Below are 21216 nucleotides of genomic sequence, written 5' to 3' on the forward strand. Positions count from 1 at the left end.
ACGAGTGCCCACACAGATGCCCACACAGATTGTATAGGTCAAATTGTTAAAGAACGTTGACTATAGAAGCGTTCGCTTCTCATCGTCAGGGCTGCGAATTTTACGCTGCCGGGCGATGAAGTCAAGAAGAAATTTTGAGATTTTTCAGCGTGGTGTTCACCACATCCAAAACGTCTTGTTGACTCCCTTCAACCGCGATAAGCACTGGGCTTTTCCGTTGAAGCAGGCGGGCATTCTACTGATTGAGAAGGTCACGTCAAGCGTTTATTTTCAATCAATTTTGAAGCCGTTTCGCCATCCTGATTCAGTGGCCAGTTCCGTGTGGAGCAGGTCGCCGTGTCAGTGAGGTCGCATTATAGGGACGGTTCAGATCTTGGCAAGGGCTTTTTGTGAAAAACATCACGAAAAGCGTCCAATCGAGCGCTAATTGAGCAAGTTGGTGTATTTTGATACGGAAACAGGTATCGATAGGTTTTTGAGGCCTCCTGAACGGTCATTCCAGGATACGCTAACAGTAAGTACCTTCGCGTAAGTTACTTCGGCACCAGTATCATTGTTACTATTTAATACTCCTCCAGATGCCGTATTTAACACTATAGAGAAAGGACTACCACTCTCGAGCGATAACTTACAATCCGTTATGTCAGCTAACGTTCTATCGGCGCAGCTAGAACCTATCGCATTAAAGCTTTGAAGCATGGCAATTTGCTTTTCAGCAATATAGGTCGCTTTAACAAATAGACCTGCATTCGCTTTTTCTACCTCTATATAGCTATATAACTTCAGTGTTCCGACGCCTGATAGCACAACAATAAAGATAGATATCAGAATCTCTGCCAATGAAAACCCACGATTAGAAGTCATGAATGCTACCTTTTAATATCCTGGGTATACCAGAACCTCCTGGTGAGGGGTCTTTACCTTCGTCATACCCTGGCTTAAACGATCCTTTCACGAGTGATATTGAACCGGGAACATCGACGAGATAGCTTCCCTTACTCTCATAGGAACCATGAAAGTAAAACGGTAATTTACCCCATTTACTCGAATCATTTTTGTACTCAAGAATCAACTCAGCACAAAGAGAAGACATCGCTCCGTCTTCACATAGATTGTGACCCGTCCCGTCTGTCTTTTGATATGCTCCCCAAGAATCTGCGAGGCTGCTTTCTGAGTAATCGACTGTAAACTGAAAAATGGTTCCATGAAATGTGAAGGCGTCTTTAGCGCCGACTACACCATTCTTTATCACTACAAGCGGTGGATTTTCACTACTTCCTGCACCGGATAGCCCTGCTATAAAACAGTCGCCATCAACCCAAATCTTCTTTTTACCTGCATCGATTTCAGACTTAACAGTACTGCCGCAACTGCTAACTGCTTCTTTGTTTGCAATCGCAGATCCTGTGGTTATCTTAACGTCAAACGTCTTTTTTACACTTTCCCAATTCTCTTTGGGTGTATCAAACAAGTCTTGGAATACATCGACATTTTCTTGATTATCTAATATATCTGATTCGAATTTGTTTGTTACAGGCTCAGACTTCGCAGGTATGTGAGTACTGAAATTTTCATGGCATTGCTCATTTGTTCCGGTCAATGCCGACTTAAACTCTGCTGTACTATTGCCGACATCGATAGTGACATCCCCTCCTGCAATGATGGCAATGCACTCATATATACCAATATCACCATCGGTACCGACTTTGTCGCCTTTCGCTGGTATCCAAGCATTACCACCATCAATAACCAAACTGCCAGAGGTCTTGAATGCTGCAGCTGTCGCTCCACCAGATTTAACCAAAACACTCTGAACGGCATAGCCTGACGTAGCACTCAATGTCCAGTGAGTCTTGTTATCAATCAATGTGATTCTGCTGTTTGTTGGCGATTTACAAACATCAAAAACTGATTGGCTAAAATCAGCATCTTTGGGATTGAGCCCCTTTTCCTCAAACACAGCGATGGCGCAATCTAGTCCGGCTTTCGCGTTTGCTCTTTGCTGAGTATCTATCACTACGTTTTGTGATTTTTTAATGTCTGATATCCCGGAGCTTCCAACTGAGATAGCAAACAAAGCGATGATTAAAACAACACCGCTAACTACAGCTAACGTAGCCATTCCTTTTTGGTTGTTCATGCATTAACCATCCACATTGGGTACAACAACGGAAAAATTTACCGAATCAGTTACCGAGCTATCTGCTTTCAATGAAGCTTTGATCTCTATGTCAATAGATTGAAGTCGATTCGTATTGGTACCAACTGAGTGGTAGCTGCTTCTTTGGAAAGTCAGCGTATTAATAACAATCCTGTCAAAAGTCATATCTCGCCAATATCCACTTGTACCGCCATCAGAACTATCACTGGCACAGTTCCAATTTGTAAGCCCTTTCCAGTTTTCATAAACTTCAATGACAGGGTTATTCTTACTGTCTGCGCCTAACCTGTATCCCTTCGCATCATCTTTATCAAGCGATAAGGCTCCTGAACGCTTGTCATGGTTATAGGCAAATAGGATACATGCCCCTTTCTTCGTTTCAGTCGCGCTATCATCGATTAAAATTGAAGAAGAATTACCTAGCGCATCTGACAACATAAAGACATTCGTCGACACGCAATCAAAGCAAAAACCTGCTCTTTTAATCTCATTGCTTATTGTTGTCGCTAACATATTTAGCTGAGTATTGAGAAAATCTCTTTGGAGTTGTTGCGTACCCATGCTGGCATTAACTGAAAACAAGGCGAGAGCGGAGGCGAGAACGATAAGACTGACGGTCAAGCCAATCATCATTTCTATAAGGGTGTAACCGTACAGCCATGCTTTTTTCATGATGGACAAGCATCCCAATCACTCACCGCTGTGTTACTGCATCCTTTTAGACCGGAATATTGTCGGATCATAATGCCAGACTCTTTTCCCGTTTCAGAACCTGCAGCAAGTTTAAGTGTGGTATTCGTAGAAGGAAGGCCAGTCATATGTGAGAAGTGAAAGAGTTTTACTGGTTCAGTTTTCACTGGAAATTGAACGGCAACCAAATCGTCAATGTTGAGAAGCACTTTTTGTAAGCCTTCATTTTCCGAACAGGAAAAATCGTCAGCTTCAGATATTTCGCTTAAACCAATACAACCATCAGAATCATTAGAGGCTGGGATGTAATGCACATAGACATTACGATGACGTTTTAGCGACTCTGATTGCCCAACTTCCAAAACCGAAAGCAACTGCATAGCAGTGCTTTCAACCTTCGCAGTTTTGTGTGAGGAAACATATGTAGGGACGGCTACCGCTGTGACCACTGCCAGTACTGACAAGGTTGTTATCATTTCAATTAAGCTAAATCCGCGTAGTCGATTCCAATAACTCACTGCTGACGTCCAATCTTTCCAACATAACTTGTCTGGATATTATCACGAAGATAACTTATGCCTTTGGAATCAATAAAGATTTACTGCATAGCGAAGATAAAAATGGACCGAGGAATCAAAACGTTACAGCTGGGTATGACATTGATCGAAATCTTAGTGGCTATCGCTATTATTGGTGCGCTGACATCTATAGCGGTCCCCGCATTCAGCAACTATTTGATCCAGGCAGAAAGAAGCCGTGTGCAAACCGACCTTTATCAATTGCAAGTCTGGGTTGAACAACAATACACAGCTAAAAGCGTTTACCCTTCTGAAATAAAATGCACGAGGTGCCAAGTTTCCGACGAATATACATTTACTATCGACATCGACAAATCAGGGACAGGCAATGACGTTTACAAAATTAAGGCCACGCCAAAGTCAACGTCAAATCAGAAGAATGATACCGACTGCTACACAATGATCATTAATGCTGCATCGGAGCAATCAAACAAAAGTAAAGATGGAACTACATTAGACAGCAGCAAATGCTGGGTATAAAAAACCAGCCATCAGGCCGGTTTTTTTGTATTCACTTTGTGTCTTAGCTTGTCAGGTCATCAAAGAATTTTTTGACGCCATCAAAGAAGCCTTCAGATTTAGGCTTGTGCTTTTTCGCTGCACTTCCACCTAAAGACTCTTCAAACTCTTTTAGCAATTCTTTTTGTTTGCTGCTTAGGTTAACTGGCGTTTCTACCACAAGCTTACAAATCAAATCACCAACGCCGCCGCCACGAACAGACTGAACACCTTTACCGCGCATGCGGAACATACGACCGGTTTGTGTTTCAGACGGTACTTTCAAGCTAACACGGCCATCAAGTGTTGGGACTTCAACTTCACCACCTAGCGCAGCCATCGTAAAGCTTACTGGCACTTCGCAATAGAGGTTGTTGGCATCACGCGTAAAGATGTGGTGGTCGCGAACGTGAACTTGTACGTACAAGTCACCTGCTGGTGCACCAAACTCTCCTGCTTCACCTTCGCCGGTCAAACGGATACGATCACCCGTGTCGACACCCGCTGGGATCTTAACGCTGAGGGTTTTGGTTTTCTGAACTCGGCCTTGACCATGGCAGGAATCACAAGGATCTTTGATGATTTTCCCACGACCATGACAGGTAGGACAGGTTTGCTGAACCGCGAAGAAGCCTTGACGCATCTGTACTTGGCCTTGGCCATGACACGTACCACATGTTTGTGGTGATGAGCCCGCTTTCGCGCCACTGCCACCACATGGGTCACAGCTTACATAGGTAGGAACATCGATTTCGCGTGTAATACCGCGAACCGCCTCTTCGAGAGACAATTCCATGTTGTAACGAAGATCCGCGCCGCGTTGCGCACGTTGTGCACCACCGCCACGACGACCGCCGCCAAAAATGTCACCGAAGACATCACCAAAGATGTCACTGAAGTCTGCGCTTCCGCCACCGAAACCGCCGCCACCCATGCCACCTTGTTCAAATGCAGCATGACCGTACTGATCGTAAGCAGCACGTTTCTGATCGTCAGTTAAGATTTCATAGGCAAGTTTAACTTCTTTAAACTTGTCTGTGGCTGATTCATCACCTGGATTTTTATCAGGGTGATATTTCATCGCCAGGCGCTTGTACGCTTTTTTAATGTCGCGTTCGCTGGCGTCACGGCTTACGCCAAGTACTTCATAAAAATCACGTTTTGACATTTTTCAGTTGTCACCTGTTTTTATACTAGGCGGACATAAATCCGCTTCGCATCATACAACTACGGGCGGAGGAGAATCCTCCTACGCCCGTGCGAAATAAAACGGCTAGCTAAAAATTAGCTGGTTTTATTTTTTGTCGTCTTTAACTTCTTCGAACTCAGCATCAACAACATCGTCGTCTTGCTTAGATTCTGCACCGGCGTCTTGAGCTTGAGCAGACTGGGCTTGTTGCTGTGCAACTTCCATCAATTTCTGAGAAGCAGCGATAAGCGCTTGTACTTTCTCGTCGATTGCTGCTTTGTCTTCGCCTTTACGCGCTTCTTCTAGCTCAGAGATAGCAGCTTCAATTTTTGCTTTCTCGTCAGCAGGTAGAGCGTCGCCAGCTTCTTCAATTTGCTTGCGAGTGCCGTGAACCATTTGGTCAGCTTGGTTGCGAGCAGTCACAAGTTCTTCGAACTTCTTATCTGCTTCTTTGTTCGCTTCCGCTTCCTGAACCATTTTCTCGATTTCGTCGTCGCTCAGACCACCAGATGCTTGGATAGTGATCTTCTGCTCTTTACCTGTGCTCTTGTCTTTTGCAGACACGTGCAAGATACCATCCGCATCCAGGTCGAAGGTTACTTCGATTTGTGGCATACCACGTGGCGCCGCTTGGATACCTTCTAGGTTAAATTGACCTAGAGATTTGTTGTGCATGGATTGCTTACGCTCACCTTGCAGAACATGGATAGTTACAGCGCTTTGGTTGTCGTCAGCTGTTGAGAACACTTGATTCGCCTTAGTAGGGATCGTGGTGTTTTTCTCAATCAGTTTCGTCATCACGCCGCCCATGGTTTCGATACCAAGAGACAGTGGAGTCACGTCTAGTAGAAGTACGTCTTTCACGTCACCCGCAAGAACACCACCTTGAACCGCAGCACCAACAGCAACTGCTTCATCAGGGTTCACGTCTTTACGTGCTTCTTTACCAAAGAATTCAGCAACTTTTGCTTGAACCATTGGCATACGAGTTTGACCACCAACAAGGATAACGTCGTTGATGTCGCTAACAGACAGGTCTGCATCCGCAAGAGCAACTTTCAATGGCTCTAGTGAACGTTGAACCAGATCTTCAACCAGAGACTCAAGCTTCGCACGAGTCACTTTGATGTTCATGTGTTTAGGGCCTGTCGCATCAGCAGTGATGTACGGCAGGTTAACGTCAGTTTGTTGTGCAGAAGACAGTTCGATTTTCGCTTTTTCTGCTGCTTCTTTTAGACGCTGCATTGCTAGCGGATCTTTACGCAGGTCAATGCCTTGGTCTTTTTTGAACTCTTCAACCAAGTAGTTGATCATGCGGTTATCAAAGTCTTCACCACCTAGGTGAGTGTCACCATTGGTTGCTAGTACTTCGAACGTCTTCTCGCCTTCGACTTCATCAATCTCGATGATTGAGATATCGAAAGTACCACCACCAAGGTCGTATACCGCGATAGTGCGGTCGCCGCCTTCTTTGTCCAGACCGTATGCTAGTGCAGCTGCGGTTGGTTCGTTGATGATACGTTTAACTTCTAGACCTGCGATACGGCCAGCATCTTTGGTTGCTTGACGCTGAGCATCGTTAAAGTACGCAGGAACAGTGATAACCGCGCCAGTTACTTCCTCACCAAGGAAGTCTTCTGCAGTTTTCTTCATTTTCTTCAGAACTTCAGCAGAAATCTGAGGCGCAGCCATTTTCTCGCCTTTCGCTTCTACCCAAGCGTCGCCATTGTCAGCTTTAACAATTTTGAACGGCATGATTTCGATATCACGTTGTACTTCTTCGTCTTCAAAACGACGACCGATCAGACGTTTGATCGCGTACACAGTGTTTTCTGGGTTAGTAACAGCTTGGCGTTTTGCTGGCTGACCTACTAATGTTTCACCGTCCTGGGTGTAAGCGATGATCGATGGCGTTGTGCGATCGCCTTCGGCGTTTTCGATTACGCGTGGCTTGTCACCGTCTAGTACTGCTACACATGAGTTGGTAGTACCCAAGTCGATACCAATGATCTTACCCATTTGGTTTTCTCCGAAAATTCATCTTATATATTGCGTAAACCCTATATGGGGTTCGCTATTCAGGGTTCAACCCTAATAAAGAAAATTTTTTATTTTCTTTCCCGATGACAGGTAAATGAGGGCTGCTTTTTTGCTTTCAAGGCTTCAAACGAAAAAAAACCCGCTTAAAAACGGGTTTTCTTCAAAACTGGCAATATTAGGCTTGTTCGTTAACGTTGCCTGATGCTGCTTTTGAAACCATCACCATCGCTGGACGTACAACACGACCATTCAGTGCGTAGCCTTTTTGCATCACCAACATCACAGTGTTTGGTGCATGCTCAGCACTTTCTTGGATAGACATCGCTTGGTGGAATTCAGGGTTGAACGCTTCACCTTCAGGGTTTAGCTCAACAAGGCCAAATTTCGCCACAGAGTCTTTCATGGTTTTCAAGGTCAACTCAACACCTTCAAGCATAGGCTTCAGTGCTTCGTTTTCTTTGTCTGCCATTTCTAGCGCGCGTTCCATGTTGTCGATAACTGGAAGCAGTTCATTCGCAAAACGTTCCAACGCGAACTTACGCGCTTTATCGATCTCTTGCTCGGTACGACGACGAATGTTTTCAACATCAGCGCGCGCACGCAGTACGCTATCTTGCTGTTCTTTTACCGTCGCCTCGCTTGCTTCAAGCGCCGCTTCAAGTTCGGTGATCCTGCTAATCATTGCATCCGTCTCTGCATCAAGGGCGTTTTCGTCCTCTGACGCAACCGCGTCGTTTTGCAATTCTTCTTCCTGGATCTTATTTTCTTCTTTGCTCATGCTCTCTCCGACACAATACTCTGTGTTAACTCCCCAAAAAACCGATATTGGGAAATCAATCTCGACAGTTTTGCTTATTATGGGGATGTATGCCTGTGTTTCAAGGTGTCATTCGTGGCAAAGCACGACAAGCTTTTATCAATAACTTATAATCGAGCCTCTAAATGGCGCAGGATCAATAAGATGTCAAAGCGTTTCAATACTATCGCTCTGGTTGGTAAGCCAAGAAATCCGGAGGCGGTAGCGACTCACGAGAGTCTTTACCAGTGGCTTACTGAGCAAGGTTATCGCACATTGGTCGACAACCGGCTCGATAATTACTTAAATATTCCCGCGCAAGATTTTCATGATTTACTTTCCCTAGGCGAAAAAGCCGATCTTGCGATTGTCATTGGTGGTGATGGCAACATGCTGGGCGCAGCGCGCGTTTTATCGCGTTTCGATATTTCTGTTATTGGTATTAACCGCGGCAACCTTGGCTTCCTGACCGACATTGATCCTGATGATTACGAAGAAGCGCTAACGTCTGTTTTGGAAGGTGACTTTGTCGAGGAACATCGTTTCTTGTTAGAAGCGGAAGTGCACCGTCATGGGCAGATTAAGAGCCATAACGCAGCCCTTAATGAAGCCGTGCTTCACCCCGGCCAAGTTGCACACATGATTGAGTTTGAAGTGTATATCGATGATAACTTCGCCTTCTCTCAGCGTTCAGATGGCTTGATCATTTCAACACCAACAGGGTCGACTGCATATAGCCTGTCCGGTGGTGGGCCGATTCTCTCGCCAAGTCTTGATGCAATTTCATTGGTTCCTATGTTTCCGCATACGCTCTCAAGCCGACCACTGGTTGTCGATGCAAACCGCCACATTAAATTGGTGGTTTCTCCGGACAATGGAAGCACGTTGGAAGTCAGCTGTGACAGCCAAGTTTCTTTGCCCGTCAATCCTGGAGATGAAGTTCACATCTATCGCAGCCCATCGTTTTTGCAGCTGATTCACCCTAAAAATTACAGCTATTACAAAACACTGCGAACAAAACTCGGATGGTCAAATAAACTGTTTTAGTACCCCACCATTCGCACAAAAAGAGCAGGCTTAGCCTGCTCTTTTTGTTATCAGAGTCACATTTTTCTCATTCACAGCACACTGAACAACTTTACTGTATGTAATCACAGTATATACTGTACATATCAACAGGTGATGATTAATACAGGTATTCATACATGCTGGCGCACATTACGATTCAGAACTTTGCCATTGTTAAAGCGTTGGAACTCGACTTTCACAAAGGAATGACCACCATCACGGGTGAAACAGGTGCAGGTAAATCTATTGCGATTGATGCACTTGGCCTATGCCTGGGCGATCGCTCAGACCCTTCAATGGTACGCCCCGGTGAAGAGAAAGCTGAAATTGTGGCCCTGTTTAATTTGCAGAATAACCCTGCAGCTCGACGCTGGCTCGAAGACAACGAGCTTGTCGATGGCGATGAGTGCATTCTTCGCCGTGTCATCACCAAAGAAGGACGCTCTCGCGCATTCATCAATGGCAGCCCGGTGCCAGCGTCTCAGCAAAAATCACTTGGTCAGCATCTAATCAATATCCATGGTCAGCATGCACACCAACTGTTAATGCGTAACGACTATCAGCTCACTTTGCTCGATCAGTACGCTGGCCATCAAAACCTACTTCATACCATGCGACAGCGCTATCAAGCGTGGCGCGCGGCAAGAAATGAGCTCAAGCAACTCGAAAAAAACAAAGATGCCTTCGAAGCGCAAAAGCAGCTTCTTGAATACCAAGTGAATGAGCTTAACGAGTTAGCACTGGGTGAAAATGAATACCCAGAATTAGAAGAAGAACACAAACGCCTTTCCAATTGTGGTGACATCGCCATTTGTAGCCAAAGTGTGCTTCAAGCGCTCAGCGAAGATGACAATAACAATGCCATGTCGTTGCTGCAGTTTGCACAGCATAAGCTCGCTGAACTTGCGGCGATGGATTCACGCTTTTCTGAACTGACCCAAATGTTAGATGAAGCCTATATTCAGGTTCAGGAAACAACGCACGAGATTTCCAGCTACATGGATCGACTCGACATGGATCCATCACGCCTTAGCTACCTCGATGAACGCATGGCAACCATCCTTCGTTTGTCGCGCAAACACCAAGTTGCCCCTGATGCACTGTTTGCCGCCCACCAATCTCTGGTGGCTGAGCTAGAAACCTTTAACAGCAGCGATGAAAAAATTGAGCAAATGGCTGCAGACGTTGATGCTAAATATCAGGCGTGTTTGGTTGCTGCGGAAAAACTCAGTAAGAGTCGCAAACGTTACGCGAAGGAATTAGACAAACTGATTTCTTCCAGCATGCATGAATTAAGCATGGAGCACGGTAAATTCCATATCGCATTAGAAAGTCACCCTGATAACAATTTGTCACCTCTGGGTGTGGATAGCATTGAATTGCTGGTTTCCACCAACCCAGGACAGCCTATGCACGCGCTTGGAAAAGTGGCATCGGGTGGTGAATTGTCGCGTATCTCTCTCGCGATCCAAGTGATCACAGCTCAGAAAGTCGACACCCCAAGTTTGATTTTCGATGAGGTCGATGTCGGCATTAGTGGCCCAACAGCTGCTATCGTAGGCCGATTACTCAGAAAGCTTGGCGAATCCACACAGGTAATGTGTGTTACCCACTTGCCGCAAGTGGCGGGTTGTGGCCATCAACAAATGTTTGTCACCAAGACCAGCAACAAAGGCAACACCACAACAAGCATGGTGCCGCTGGACGTGTCATCACGCGTTCAAGAACTCGCACGCTTACTTGGTGGCAGTGAAATCACAGAGCACACGCTGGCCAATGCACGCGAGCTACTGATCGCTGCATGATTTTCAGATTTATAGGTTTTCGCGGTCTAAGATAAGAAACTTTTTGGAAATAGCACGGTCGAACTGACAAGTTCAAGCAAGAGATTTTTACTTCTCGTAATAGCTTGTTTATCATCGACCCCTATTTTGGAAATGAAGTAAGAAGTCATGCGTTGGAAAAACATCGCTGTGGTATCACTTGTTTTAGCCAGCCTTACTGGCTGTTCTCTTGCTAACAAGTTGGTTTACCGCATAGATATTAATCAGGGAAACTACATCGACCAAAATGCAGTTGAAGAACTCAAGTTTGGCATGACCAAGGAACAAGTAAAATTCTTACTTGGTCCTCCAATGTTAGTAGAATCAGGCTATCCAAATACTTGGTATTTTGTGCAATACCTAAAACCTGGACATGATGCGCCAGAGCAAAAGGAATTGATTTTGTCATTCGACGACAGCAACCAATTGGTCGGCATGAAAGGCGATTATCAACCCGGCACCCGTTTCTTTGAAGCCATTCGCTAACGCGTTCCCCTTTACGAAAAAACCCGCTACTGCGGGTTTTTTTCTATCAGGGCGATGTGAAGTAGCAACCTACTTGAGCATTTTTTCGAGCTGCTCTTTGTTCGTGTGTCGGATGTCTTTGCCTTTTACGAAGTAAATAATGTATTCGCAAATGTTCTGGCAACGATCCCCTACACGTTCAATCGCACGAGCAGACCACATCACTTTCAATACGTTAGGAATAGAACGCGGGTCTTCCATCATGTAGGTCATAAGCTGACGAATAATCGCTTCGTATTCTTTATCGAGTTGGTCGTCCGAGTGGTAAACTTTCATGGCCGCATCAACGTCCATGCGCGCAAATGCATCCAGCACATCATGCAGCATTCGTGCGGCTTTCTGCCCAAGGTTCTCAAGGGATACTAAGAACGGCTGCTGATGGTTTGAAAAGTTATCCAGTGCCATTTTCGCAATGCTGTCAGCGACATCACCAATGCGCTCTAAATCCGTGATGGTTTTGATGATAGCAATCACCAATCGCAGATCACCCGCCGTTGGCTGACGCTTTGCGATGATCCTCGTGCAGGCTTCATCGATCGCCACTTCCATCGAGTTAACCTTGTGATCTTCTTTGATCACCTGCTTAGCAAGATCAGCATCTTGGTAATGCATCGCGCGCAGCGCATCCGTTAACTGACGCTCCACCAGCCCTCCCATCGCTAAAACATGCGTGCGAATAGATTCAAGCTCAGCATTGAACTGACCTGAAATATGACGGCTGATGTTGAGGTTATCCATCTACGTAAAATCCTTAGCCGTAACGGCCAGTAATATAATCTTCTGTTTGCTTGTTCTTCGGTGTGGTGAACAGCGTATCTGTATCCGCATATTCTACCAATTTCCCTAAATTGATAAACGCGGTTTGATCAGAAACACGTGCTGCTTGCTGCATATTATGCGTAACAATAACCACGGTGAATTCACGCTTTAAATCATTGATCAACTCTTCAATGGTAAGTGTGGAAATGGGGTCGAGTGCCGATGTTGGTTCATCAAGGAGCAGAACTTCAGGTTCAATAGCAATCGCTCTCGCAATCACCAAGCGTTGTTGCTGACCACCAGACAAACCAAAGGCATTTTCATGAAGGCGGTCTTTCACCTCATCCCACAATGCCGCACCACGCAGAGAACGTTCAACCGCATCATCCAATGTACGCGCATTTTTTACGCCTTGAAGACGAAGACCATAAATCACGTTTTCGTAAATAGATTTAGGGAAAGGATTTGGGCGTTGAAACACCATGCCGACTTGTCGACGCAATGCGGGTACATCCACGTCTTCATTGTAGATGTTCATCCCGTTCAGCGATATTTCGCCGTTTACACGGCAACCATCAACCAAATCATTCATGCGGTTAATACAACGAAGCAGCGTCGATTTGCCGCACCCTGACGGACCGATAAATGCGGTGACTTTCCCTTTAGGAATACGCATGTTGATATCGAACAATGCCTGAGTATTGCCATAGTGCAGGTTGAGATGTTTGATCACCAATGCCGTCTGTTCATCAGGCAGTGATGACAGATCAACTGGGCCAGGTAATCCAATGTTGGCATTGATAGAGATCATTTCGCTATCGGTTCCTCATGAAGAATTACACTTCTTGTTCAAGCGCACGATATTTCTCGCGCAGATGGTTACGAATGGTAATCGCTGCTAAGTTCAGACTCACAATCACGGTAACCAATAAAAACGATGTCGCGTATACCAACGGTCTTGCCGACTCAATGTTCGGACTTTGGAAGCCCACGTCATATACATGGTAACCCAGATGCATGAACTTTCTATCTAGGTGAAGAAACGGGAAGTTACCATCAAGCGGTAGACTCGGTGCCACTTTCACCACCCCTACCAACATCAATGGTGCAACTTCCCCTGCCGCTCGTGCAATAGCCAGAATCAAGCCCGTCATAATCGCAGGACTTGCCATAGGCAAAACGATTCGCCACAAGGTTTCTGATTGTGTAGCGCCTAGCGCCATTGAGCCATGACGTACAGACGAAGGAATACGCGCTAGCCCTTCTTCAGTCGATACAATCACAACCGGCAAGGTCAAAATCGCCAAAGTTAATGAAGACCAAAGAATACCGGGGGTACCAAATGTTGGGTTGGGTAAATCATCCGAATAAAACAGGGCATCAATGTTGCCGCCCACGAAATAGACGAAGAAGCCCAACCCAAACACGCCATAGACAATCGACGGCACACCCGCCAAGTTCACAACCGCAATTCGGATCATGCGAGTAAATGCATTCTTGCTGGCATATTCATGCAGGTATACCGCAGATAGCACGCCAAGTGGCGTCACCATGACTGACATCAACAGCACCATCAACACGGTACCAAAAATGGCAGGAAACACACCGCCTTCAGAGTTTGCTTCGCGCGGGTCTTCGGTGACAAATCGCCCGATATGAACCAGCCAGTGTCCTAACTTTTCATGCCACCCCATCGCATTGGGATACCAGACAGAAAGCACGTCATTGATGGGTATCATGACAGACTGACCATGGCGGTCTTTTAAGATTAGGCTATCTAACGACATCTCAGTGCGCAATGACGCGAGCGTTACTTCCAACCCCGCGTAACGAGATTTAAGCGCTGCCATTTCATCTTGCACGTTTTCAGGCACAGCCTCACCCGCTTTAAGGAACACACGTTCCTCTTTACGAAGGGCATTTAGCGCATAGCTAACCTTGCCGATTTCAGTATGTTCAATCAGCGAAATTTCGTCACGATGTTCACTTGCCAACATGACCTTTTGTTCGATCAGACTTGGCGTAAGCGTTTTATCGACCAATTTCCCGTCTTGCATATAACCGCTTGGAATACCGAAAAATGCGCCGTTTTCAACGCGCTCAACCACCGCGATATCTGGCAAGGCTTTTTGCGATAGCAGGTTTTGCTCCAGCACTGAGATAAAATCATGGGCCTCGCGCTCACGGTTCGCAATCTTAATCAGCAAGCGTGTATGGTCTAGCTGTGCAGGGTTTTTCAGTGCAATCCCGGCTTCTTGAAGTTGGTTTGACGAGACATTTTCAGTGCCATAAATTTCACCAATGAATGTTTCAACACCATTCGGTGTATCGATTTCAAATTGGTAAACCGGCGATGGCCAAAAATAGGCAAGCCCCTTCCAGCCAATCAGCAGCATGACACCCAACACGGCAATAAGACATAAGCTGACCATGCCAGCAGACATCCATACCCAAGGGGAGCTTCGATTCAGGCGCTTAAACATCGTCGCGCCCCACTAGCAAACGCTTTGATGGGGAAATAAAACCATTACAACGCACGGTATTTCTCCCGCAAGCGCTGACGAACAAACTCAGCGATCGTATTAAATAGGAAGGTGAAGCTAAACAATATAAACGCGGTAAGGAACAATACACGGTAGTGGGAACTGCCGACTTCAGACTCAGGCATTTCAACCGCAATGTTGGCCGACAAGGTACGCAGCCCTTCAAAGGGATTCCACTCCATCAACGGTGTATTACCTGTTGCCATCAACACAATCATGGTTTCACCAACCGCACGGCCTAATCCCATCATCACAGCGGAGAAAATACCCGGACTTGCCGTGAGCAACACCACACGTGTGAGGGTTTGCCAATGGGTTGCACCCAATGCAAGAGAGCCATTCGTCAGGTGGCTAGGCACAGAGAAAATCGCATCTTCCGCGATGGTGAAAATCGTTGGAACAACCGCAAAGCCCATCGCCAATCCCACGACAATGGCATTACGTTGATCAAAGTTCACGCCAAGCACATCCGTGACAAATACGCGGCTATCGCCACCGAGATAATGCGCTTCAATGTATGGTCCTATCGCAAACGCCCCGTACCCTAGCAATAAAATGAGCGGGATAAGTACAAACAGGTGTCCACCACTTGGCAGGTGTTTTCTCACTGATCGTGGTAATTCAGCCCAAGCAAACGCTGTGACGAGGAATGCAATTGGCAACGCGAAGAAGATGAGCAAGACAGCGGGCAAATGGGTTTCAACAATAGGCGCGAGCCAAAGCCCAGCAAGAAAACCGAGAATCACAGTCGGCAGAGCCTCCATGATTTCAATCGTCGGCTTCACAACTTTACGTAAGCCAGATGGCATGAAATAGGCCGTATAAATCGCACCGCCCACCGCCAAAGGCACTGCAAAAAGAAGGGCAAACGCCGCCACTTTTATCGTCCCGAATACGACAGGTACAGCACTCAGCTTACCTTCAAAAGACTCGTCGCCAGATGTCGATTGCCACACATAATCAGGCTCGCTGTAGCCTTCATACCAGATCTTGCTCCACAGCGATCTGATGCTCACGTCGGGGTGAGGATTCTCAACATCCAACAAGGTCAGCACATTACCTTGCTCTACGATCAGGCGATCAGCACGCGGCGAGAAAGAAAATGCTTCAACACCTTTCGCTAACTCTGAGAACGAAAAGCGGTCATCGGTTTCACTCGGCGCATGCCATAAGGTTAACTTTCCGAAATCTGATAAGTTCGCGAACACATTTCGATGCAGTTCCGCCGCCATCATGCCGGGCTGTGTGTCAAAGCTTCGCGCTAACGTCAGCGATCTCGCATTGGCTTTCACAACATCAAACCATTGCCCGATTTGACCGTTCTCCATGCGAATCAGTAACGAATGCCCGCCCGCCAATGCCGTCATTGAAAGTGGCTTTTGGTTCGTCACCGCTTCGATATCAACCGTTTCTCTTAACGTAATATCGCGGCGAAGCACACTGTAGACTTTCAACTTAGCGCCCGACAGCACATACACTTTTCGGCCATCATGGGCAGCTAGCACGGTTGCGTCCGGCGATGCTGGAAAAACAGCGCGACGTGTTTCTTTCCCTTGCTCTTGGACTGAAATGACTAGCGCATCGTCAACAATGCCCGCCACGAGCAAATGATCGCCTTCCATCGAGAAAGACACCGATGAGACGGGAGCTTCACCATCACTGAGATCTACCGTTCGAAGCGGCTGAATATCTGGCGTGAACTGGCGAGCACCATCTTGGTAATGGGAGAGAAAGCGAAGTCGGTGTAACGACACTTCACCATTTTTCAGCCCATAGGCCACTTTGCCTGCTGCCGTCGATGTGGCAAAAAAGCTGGTTGGCGAAAACGCGAGTTGCTGCTGAAGAAGTGTTACAGGTTTCTCGTTTAACGAAAAAACGATCAACTCACCAGAATCTGAGTAGCGAAAACCAAACTGGTTGTTTTCATCAATGCCAAGCTGTGCAGGCGCACCGGAAAGAGGCAATTCCAGACGCGTATCAATCGTTACATCTGGGTTTTTGAAAAGCGGAAACACGACATATGCGAGATAGAAGAAAATCAATAGCAACGCAAAAAGCACGACTAACCCGCCACCGATAACGGATAAGCGAGCAAGTTTGTCTTTCAAGCGCCGACGAGGATCACCTTGTGTCAGCACATTGGCGGCGTTTGCCATTGGTACCTCTGAATCTGAATTTAGTGGCTCATATTATGTCTTTTTGATGACATAAATGTGACAGTGCATAAATATGTAAGCCGTGTAGCAAGTGAAACAAGGCAACGATAAAAGGTCTCGAGACCTTTGTTAACATTGACTCAAGGCACACTTCCTAATGGCTCAATAACGCGTCAGTGGACATGCCATAGACCTGCTTTAATAATGGAAGACCCACCGATGCAGATGTTAAGGATTAACCATGAAGCAGCTAGTGATCACCCTGATCGGCACAGATAGACCAGGGCTTGTCGAAACACTCTCCGATACCGTATTTCAGCATCACGGCAGCTGGCAAGCGAGTAGCCTGAGTAAACTCGCAGGTAAGTTCGCCGGAATCATACAAGTCGACATAAAAAATGAAGATGCAGAGTCGCTCGCAAAAGCGCTGAACAGCATTCCTGAACTCGACGTGCTGATAGCGGATACGCCGCGTCAATCCGAACCAGATAGCACTACACACTCTCTCACCGTGACAGGCAATGACCGCTCGGGCATTATTCAAGAGGTTACGCGAGAAATTGCGAAATTTGGTATTAATATCAACAAACTGAAAAGCCACGCGCAAAGTGCTGCCAATTCTGGTGGCATGATTTTCACGGCAGATTTCGATCTTGATATCGCCAATTCAATTCCTTTATCGGATCTCGGAGAAGCATTGGAAGGCTTGTCTGATGATCTCATCGTGGAGTTTGACGTCAGCGATATCTGAATGAGTAGGAAAGGGAAGGATGAGTGCTGACAAGCTTTTCATAGATAAAGAACTAAGCTGGTTATCGTTTAACGAAAGGGTATTACAAGAAGCTGCGGACAAAAGCGTTCCAATCATTGAGCGTGTCCGCTTTCTCGGTATTTTCTCAAGCAACCTTGATGAGTTTTATCAGGTCAGGTTTGCCGATGTAAAACGCCGACTCATTATTAGCGAAGAGCAACGCGGCGACGCGGACGTTCGTGAGCTGATGAGTAAAATCCAAGAAAAGGTGCTTAAACTCAATCAAGATTTTGACCACCTTTATAACGATATTTTGTTGGAGATGGCACGTCGCCATATTTTCTTAGTCAATGAACGACAGTTGACGGAGTACCAGCAAAACTGGCTAAAACGCTTTTTCGTCAGCAGTCTTCTTCCCCATATCACGCCCATCATTCTCACAGAGAAAATGGATGTGCTTGCTTTCTTGAAAGACGCCTACTCCTACCTTGCTGTTGAACTCAAAAAAGAAGGACAGCCTACGCGCTACGCGTTAATTGAAATCCCAACAGATGAAGTCGAGCGCTTCATCAAAGTGCCAGAACCCAAAGGCAAGCGTCGCCGTAAAACCATCATCTTACTCGACAACATCATTCGTCTTTGTCTTGATGAAATCTTCCGCGGTTTCTTCGACTACGACAGCATCGAAGCTTATGCCATGAAAATGACGAGAGATGCGGAATACGATTTAACACATGAAGTCGACCACAGCTTGCTCGAAAACATGTCAGACAGTCTCGATCAACGCTTAACCGCCCTTCCTGTGCGTTTCGTTTATCAAAGAGACATGCCGGAAGAGATGGTTGAGCGCATCATCAAAATGCTGAAAATCTCTGATTACGACAGTGTCCTGCCTGGCGCCCGCTACCACAATTTTAAAGACTTCATCGGCTTCCCAAATGTAGGCATGAAGTACCTTGAAAACCCTGCGCTACCTGCCATCGAATCAACGGACTTCATGCGTCACAACAACGCTTTTGATGCCATTAGAGAGCGTGATGTACTTTTGTATTATCCGTATCATACCTTCCGACACATGACGGAATTGGTTCGCCAAGCCTCATTCGATCCGAAAGTGCGCAGCATTCGCATCAACATCTACCGTGTTGCAAAAAACAGCCGAATCATTAGCTCAATGATCGATGCGGCAAACAACGGTAAACGCGTCACTGTAGTTGTAGAACTTCAAGCCCGTTTTGATGAAGAAGCAAACATCGAATGGGCACGCGTATTAACAGATGCCGGCGTCAAAGTCGTCTTCGGTACACCCGGCTTAAAAATTCACTCAAAGCTGTGTCTCATTTCTCGCCGCGAAGAAGAGGGCGTTCAGGAATATGCACACATAGGTACAGGTAACTTCCATGAGAAAACCGCCCGTATCTACACGGACTTTTCCTTATTTACTGCCGATAAAACACTGACCACCGAAGTGCGTAAAGTCTTCAACTTCATTGAAAACCCCTACAAGCCCGTGAAGTTTTCCAACCTTATCGTTTCACCACGCAATTCGCGCAGTCGTCTTTACAAACTCATCGAGCGAGAAATTGAACATGCCCGTGCCAAACGCAAATCGGGGATCACACTCAAGGTCAATAACCTTGTGGATCCGGGGTTGATAAATTTGCTCTACAAAGCCAGCAGTGAAGGCGTGAAAATACGCATGATCATTCGCGGCATGTGTTCGCTGATCCCGGGAGTGAAAGGCCTAAGCCAAAATATTCGCGCCATCAGTATTGTCGATCGTTTCCTTGAACACCCGCGTGTCTTCGCCTTTGAAAACGGCGGCGAGCGCGATGTTTACATATCTTCTGCCGATTGGATGACACGCAACATCGATAATCGCATCGAAGTTGCTACGCCGATCAAAGATGAACGCTTAAAGCAACGCATCATGGATATTCTTGAAATTCAATTCCTCGACCGTGCGAAAGCGCGTGTTTTAGACAAAGACATGTCAAATGCGTATGTAAAACGCGGAAATCGCAAAAAAGTTCGCTCGCAAACTGCCATTTACGATTACCTTAAACAAGTAGAACGAGCAGAAAAACGGCAAGCGGATAAACAAAAGAATGAATGACGACGTTAGCGCAGAAAAGCCAAGAGAAATTGCAGCCATTGATATCGGCTCCAACAGCTTCCACATGGTTGTTGCCCGTGTCGTCGGGCAAGGGCTGCAAATCGTCAGCCGACACAAACAGCGTGTCAGATTAGCGTCTGGATTAGACAGTCATCAAAACATAGACAATGCCGCCATCACACGCGGCATTGAATGCTTGGGGATGTTTGCAGAACGCCTGCAAGGGTTTGATGAAGCAAACGTGCGTGTCGCTGCCACCTTCACACTTCGAGAAGCAAAGAACAGCCATGTGTTCTTACAACGTGCAGCTAGCGTGTTCCCCTACCCTATTGAGATCATCCCTGGTATTGAAGAAGCACGCTTGATCTACATGGGTGTCAGCCACACACAACCAGGCGAAGGGAAGAAACTGGTGGTAGATATCGGCGGTGGCAGCACCGAGTTGGTCATTGGACGCGATTTCTATGCAGCTCTCACAAACAGTAAGCACATGGGGTGCGTCAGCTTTAATGCCCGCTTTTTTAAAGACGGGCAACTCTCAGCGAAACGATTTGCGTCGGCACAGCTTGCGGCTGAATTGAAGCTCGAAAGCATTGCAAGGCAATACATTCAATTCGGTTGGAACGAAGCCGTGGGTTCATCGGGCAGCATTAAGTCCATTCGTGAAGTGCTGATTGCGTCTGGGCATGAAGATGGGCATATCACACGTAAACGCCTTGATACCCTAATTGAAGCCTTACTCACGTTCAAACACAGCGACGACATCGACTTGCCGGGGCTGTCACCCGACAGACAACCCGTGTTTGCCGCAGGGCTCGCCATCTTGTCTGGCGTTTTCCGTGCATTGAAAATAGAGAAGATGGTGTTTTCTGATGGCGCACTGCGCGAAGGCTTGCTGTATGAAATGGAGGATCGCTTCCAACACAGCGACATTCGAAGCCGCACTGCCGCCGATTTGGCAGAGCGATACCATATTGATAGTCAACATGCCGACCGCGTCCAGCAAGTCGCATCCAGTTTATATCACCAAGCAGAGCCGCAGTTAGGTCCGAAGAAAACAGAGTTGTCAGTACTGCTAAGTTGGGCTGCGCAGCTTCATGAGGTGGGGCTAAGTATCTCGCACTCTGGCTTTCACAAGCACTCTGCCTACATATTGCAGAACACCAACCTTCCGGGCTTTAACCAAGAACAGCAAACCGTGCTTGCTACCCTTGCACGCTTCCATCGGAAAGCACTGAAGCTTGGTGACATGCCTGATTTTACTTTGTTTAAATCCAAGCATATCTTCCCCCTCATCAGGTCACTTCGGTTGGCGTGTGTATTGAATGTTCAACGCTCTGACGATCCGCTACCCGACGTTAAACTGACGGTGAGCGATGACGCTTGGACACTGTGTTTTCCCAAAGAATGGCTGAGCCAAAACAGGTTGCTCGAAGCCGATTTGATTGTTGAGCAAACGCTATGGAAAAACGCAGGTTGGACGCTGGATATTGCAGAGTAAATGACGCCAACCACCTCTAGAA

The 21216-nt window shown here is 46.6% G+C and carries 18 protein-coding genes; 7 read left to right on the plus strand and 11 right to left on the minus strand.

The window, feature by feature from the left end; translation table 11 throughout:
* Positions 1–423: 423 nt before the first annotated feature.
* The 4 genes from EQP46_RS23065 to EQP46_RS23080 are packed head-to-tail and all read right to left on the minus strand — an operon-like array spanning position 424 to position 3369.
* The gene (locus tag EQP46_RS23065; RefSeq protein ID WP_129495833.1) at positions 424–864 is read right to left on the minus strand and encodes a type IV pilus modification PilV family protein; all 441 of its coding nucleotides are present in this window, start codon (positions 862–864) and stop codon (positions 424–426) included.
* Positions 854–2140, minus strand: a complete 1287-nt coding sequence (locus EQP46_RS23070; RefSeq protein WP_129495834.1) for a hypothetical protein — start codon at positions 2138–2140, stop codon at positions 854–856. Before EQP46_RS23070 ends, EQP46_RS23065 begins: the two co-directional genes overlap by 11 nt.
* Positions 2141–2143: 3 nt before the next feature.
* Positions 2144–2833, minus strand: a complete 690-nt coding sequence (locus tag EQP46_RS23075) for a PilW family protein (RefSeq protein WP_129495835.1) — start codon at positions 2831–2833, stop codon at positions 2144–2146.
* Entirely contained in the window at positions 2830–3369 is a 540-nt protein-coding gene (locus tag EQP46_RS23080) for a pilus assembly FimT family protein (RefSeq protein ID WP_129495836.1), read from the minus strand. The genes EQP46_RS23075 and EQP46_RS23080 overlap by 4 nt, the downstream gene beginning before the upstream one ends.
* A gap of 102 nt (positions 3370–3471) precedes the next feature.
* Here EQP46_RS23080 and EQP46_RS23085 point away from each other — a divergent pair, with 102 nt between their 5' ends.
* Positions 3472–3909, plus strand: a complete 438-nt coding sequence (locus tag EQP46_RS23085; protein WP_240671790.1) for a type IV pilin protein — start codon at positions 3472–3474, stop codon at positions 3907–3909.
* 43 nt (positions 3910–3952) lie between these two features.
* On the opposite strand, the gene dnaJ is transcribed toward EQP46_RS23085, so the two are convergent.
* From dnaJ to grpE, 3 genes are all read right to left on the minus strand, one after another.
* Positions 3953–5095 carry a molecular chaperone DnaJ gene (gene dnaJ / locus EQP46_RS23090; protein ID WP_017012482.1) on the minus strand — a complete coding sequence of 381 codons (1143 nt, stop codon included), beginning with the start codon at positions 5093–5095 and terminating at the stop codon, positions 3953–3955.
* Positions 5096–5221: 126 nt separating this feature from the next.
* Positions 5222–7135, minus strand: a complete 1914-nt coding sequence (gene dnaK / locus EQP46_RS23095) for a molecular chaperone DnaK (RefSeq protein WP_129495838.1) — start codon at positions 7133–7135, stop codon at positions 5222–5224.
* Positions 7136–7331: 196 nt separating this feature from the next.
* Positions 7332–7934, minus strand: coding sequence for a nucleotide exchange factor GrpE (grpE, locus tag EQP46_RS23100; RefSeq protein WP_129495839.1), 603 nt, complete (start codon positions 7932–7934; stop codon positions 7332–7334).
* 183 nt (positions 7935–8117) lie between these two features.
* Here grpE and nadK point away from each other — a divergent pair, with 183 nt between their 5' ends.
* The 3 genes from nadK to bamE all read left to right on the plus strand — a co-directional run bounded on the left by nadK (position 8118) and on the right by bamE (position 11329).
* Positions 8118–8999 (plus strand): NAD(+) kinase, encoded by an 882-nt coding sequence (gene nadK, locus EQP46_RS23105; RefSeq protein WP_129495840.1) that lies wholly within the window; start codon positions 8118–8120, stop codon positions 8997–8999.
* 158 nt (positions 9000–9157) lie between these two features.
* Entirely contained in the window at positions 9158–10825 is a 1668-nt protein-coding gene (recN, locus tag EQP46_RS23110; RefSeq protein ID WP_129495841.1) for a DNA repair protein RecN, read from the plus strand.
* Between the two features lie 147 nt (positions 10826–10972).
* Positions 10973–11329 carry an outer membrane protein assembly factor BamE gene (bamE, locus tag EQP46_RS23115; RefSeq protein ID WP_017012477.1) on the plus strand — a complete coding sequence of 119 codons (357 nt, stop codon included), beginning with the start codon at positions 10973–10975 and terminating at the stop codon, positions 11327–11329.
* A 69-nt stretch (positions 11330–11398) separates the two neighbouring features.
* Here bamE and phoU read toward each other — a convergent pair whose 3' ends face one another.
* Genes phoU through EQP46_RS23135 form a run of 4 tightly spaced genes read right to left on the minus strand, consistent with a single transcriptional unit; the run spans position 11399 to position 16826 of the window.
* On the minus strand, positions 11399–12106 hold the full coding sequence (phoU, locus tag EQP46_RS23120) for a phosphate signaling complex protein PhoU (protein ID WP_017012476.1): 708 nt from the start codon (positions 12104–12106) through the stop codon (positions 11399–11401).
* A 13-nt stretch (positions 12107–12119) separates the two neighbouring features.
* Positions 12120–12938 (minus strand): phosphate ABC transporter ATP-binding protein PstB, encoded by an 819-nt coding sequence (gene pstB, locus EQP46_RS23125; protein WP_129495842.1) that lies wholly within the window; start codon positions 12936–12938, stop codon positions 12120–12122.
* Positions 12939–12963: 25 nt separating this feature from the next.
* Complete coding sequence (pstA, locus tag EQP46_RS23130) at positions 12964–14610, minus strand: phosphate ABC transporter permease PstA (RefSeq protein ID WP_129495843.1); 1647 nt, start codon at positions 14608–14610, stop codon at positions 12964–12966.
* Between the two features lie 44 nt (positions 14611–14654).
* On the minus strand, positions 14655–16826 hold the full coding sequence (locus tag EQP46_RS23135) for an ABC transporter permease subunit (protein ID WP_129495844.1): 2172 nt from the start codon (positions 16824–16826) through the stop codon (positions 14655–14657).
* A 241-nt stretch (positions 16827–17067) separates the two neighbouring features.
* Here EQP46_RS23135 and EQP46_RS23140 point away from each other — a divergent pair, with 241 nt between their 5' ends.
* From EQP46_RS23140 to ppx, 3 genes are read left to right on the plus strand one after another with little or no spacing between them, the layout of a single operon-like run.
* Complete coding sequence (locus EQP46_RS23140; RefSeq protein ID WP_129495845.1) at positions 17068–17577, plus strand: glycine cleavage system transcriptional repressor; 510 nt, start codon at positions 17068–17070, stop codon at positions 17575–17577.
* Between the two features lie 19 nt (positions 17578–17596).
* Positions 17597–19693, plus strand: a complete 2097-nt coding sequence (ppk1, locus tag EQP46_RS23145) for a polyphosphate kinase 1 (RefSeq protein WP_129495846.1) — start codon at positions 17597–17599, stop codon at positions 19691–19693.
* Complete coding sequence (gene ppx, locus EQP46_RS23150; RefSeq protein WP_129495847.1) at positions 19686–21194, plus strand: exopolyphosphatase; 1509 nt, start codon at positions 19686–19688, stop codon at positions 21192–21194. Before ppk1 ends, ppx begins: the two co-directional genes overlap by 8 nt.
* Positions 21195–21216: the final 22 nt, after the last annotated feature.

The organism is Enterovibrio baiacu (assembly GCF_004120195.1).
Lineage (GTDB): Bacteria > Pseudomonadota > Gammaproteobacteria > Enterobacterales > Vibrionaceae > Enterovibrio > Enterovibrio baiacui.

Bases quoted from the DNA above. Each gene is read 5' to 3' on its own strand.
- EQP46_RS23065 (WP_129495833.1), bottom strand. From the start codon at position 864: ATGACTTCTAATCGTGGGTTTTCATTGGCAGAGATTCTGATATCTATC.
- EQP46_RS23070 (WP_129495834.1), bottom strand. From the start codon at position 2,140: ATGAACAACCAAAAAGGAATGGCTACGTTAGCTGTAGTTAGCGGTGTT.
- EQP46_RS23075 (WP_129495835.1), bottom strand. From the start codon at position 2,833: ATGAAAAAAGCATGGCTGTACGGTTACACCCTTATAGAAATGATGATT.
- EQP46_RS23085 (WP_240671790.1), top strand. From the start codon at position 3,472: ATGGACCGAGGAATCAAAACGTTACAGCTGGGTATGACATTGATCGAA.
- dnaJ (WP_017012482.1), bottom strand. From the start codon at position 5,095: ATGTCAAAACGTGATTTTTATGAAGTACTTGGCGTAAGCCGTGACGCC.
- dnaK (WP_129495838.1), bottom strand. From the start codon at position 7,135: ATGGGTAAGATCATTGGTATCGACTTGGGTACTACCAACTCATGTGTA.
- grpE (WP_129495839.1), bottom strand. From the start codon at position 7,934: ATGAGCAAAGAAGAAAATAAGATCCAGGAAGAAGAATTGCAAAACGAC.
- nadK (WP_129495840.1), top strand. From the start codon at position 8,118: ATGTCAAAGCGTTTCAATACTATCGCTCTGGTTGGTAAGCCAAGAAAT.
- recN (WP_129495841.1), top strand. From the start codon at position 9,158: ATGCTGGCGCACATTACGATTCAGAACTTTGCCATTGTTAAAGCGTTG.
- bamE (WP_017012477.1), top strand. From the start codon at position 10,973: ATGCGTTGGAAAAACATCGCTGTGGTATCACTTGTTTTAGCCAGCCTT.
- phoU (WP_017012476.1), bottom strand. From the start codon at position 12,106: ATGGATAACCTCAACATCAGCCGTCATATTTCAGGTCAGTTCAATGCT.
- pstB (WP_129495842.1), bottom strand. From the start codon at position 12,938: ATGATCTCTATCAATGCCAACATTGGATTACCTGGCCCAGTTGATCTG.
- pstA (WP_129495843.1), bottom strand. From the start codon at position 14,610: ATGTTTAAGCGCCTGAATCGAAGCTCCCCTTGGGTATGGATGTCTGCT.
- EQP46_RS23135 (WP_129495844.1), bottom strand. From the start codon at position 16,826: ATGGCAAACGCCGCCAATGTGCTGACACAAGGTGATCCTCGTCGGCGC.
- EQP46_RS23140 (WP_129495845.1), top strand. From the start codon at position 17,068: ATGAAGCAGCTAGTGATCACCCTGATCGGCACAGATAGACCAGGGCTT.
- ppk1 (WP_129495846.1), top strand. From the start codon at position 17,597: ATGAGTGCTGACAAGCTTTTCATAGATAAAGAACTAAGCTGGTTATCG.
- ppx (WP_129495847.1), top strand. From the start codon at position 19,686: ATGAATGACGACGTTAGCGCAGAAAAGCCAAGAGAAATTGCAGCCATT.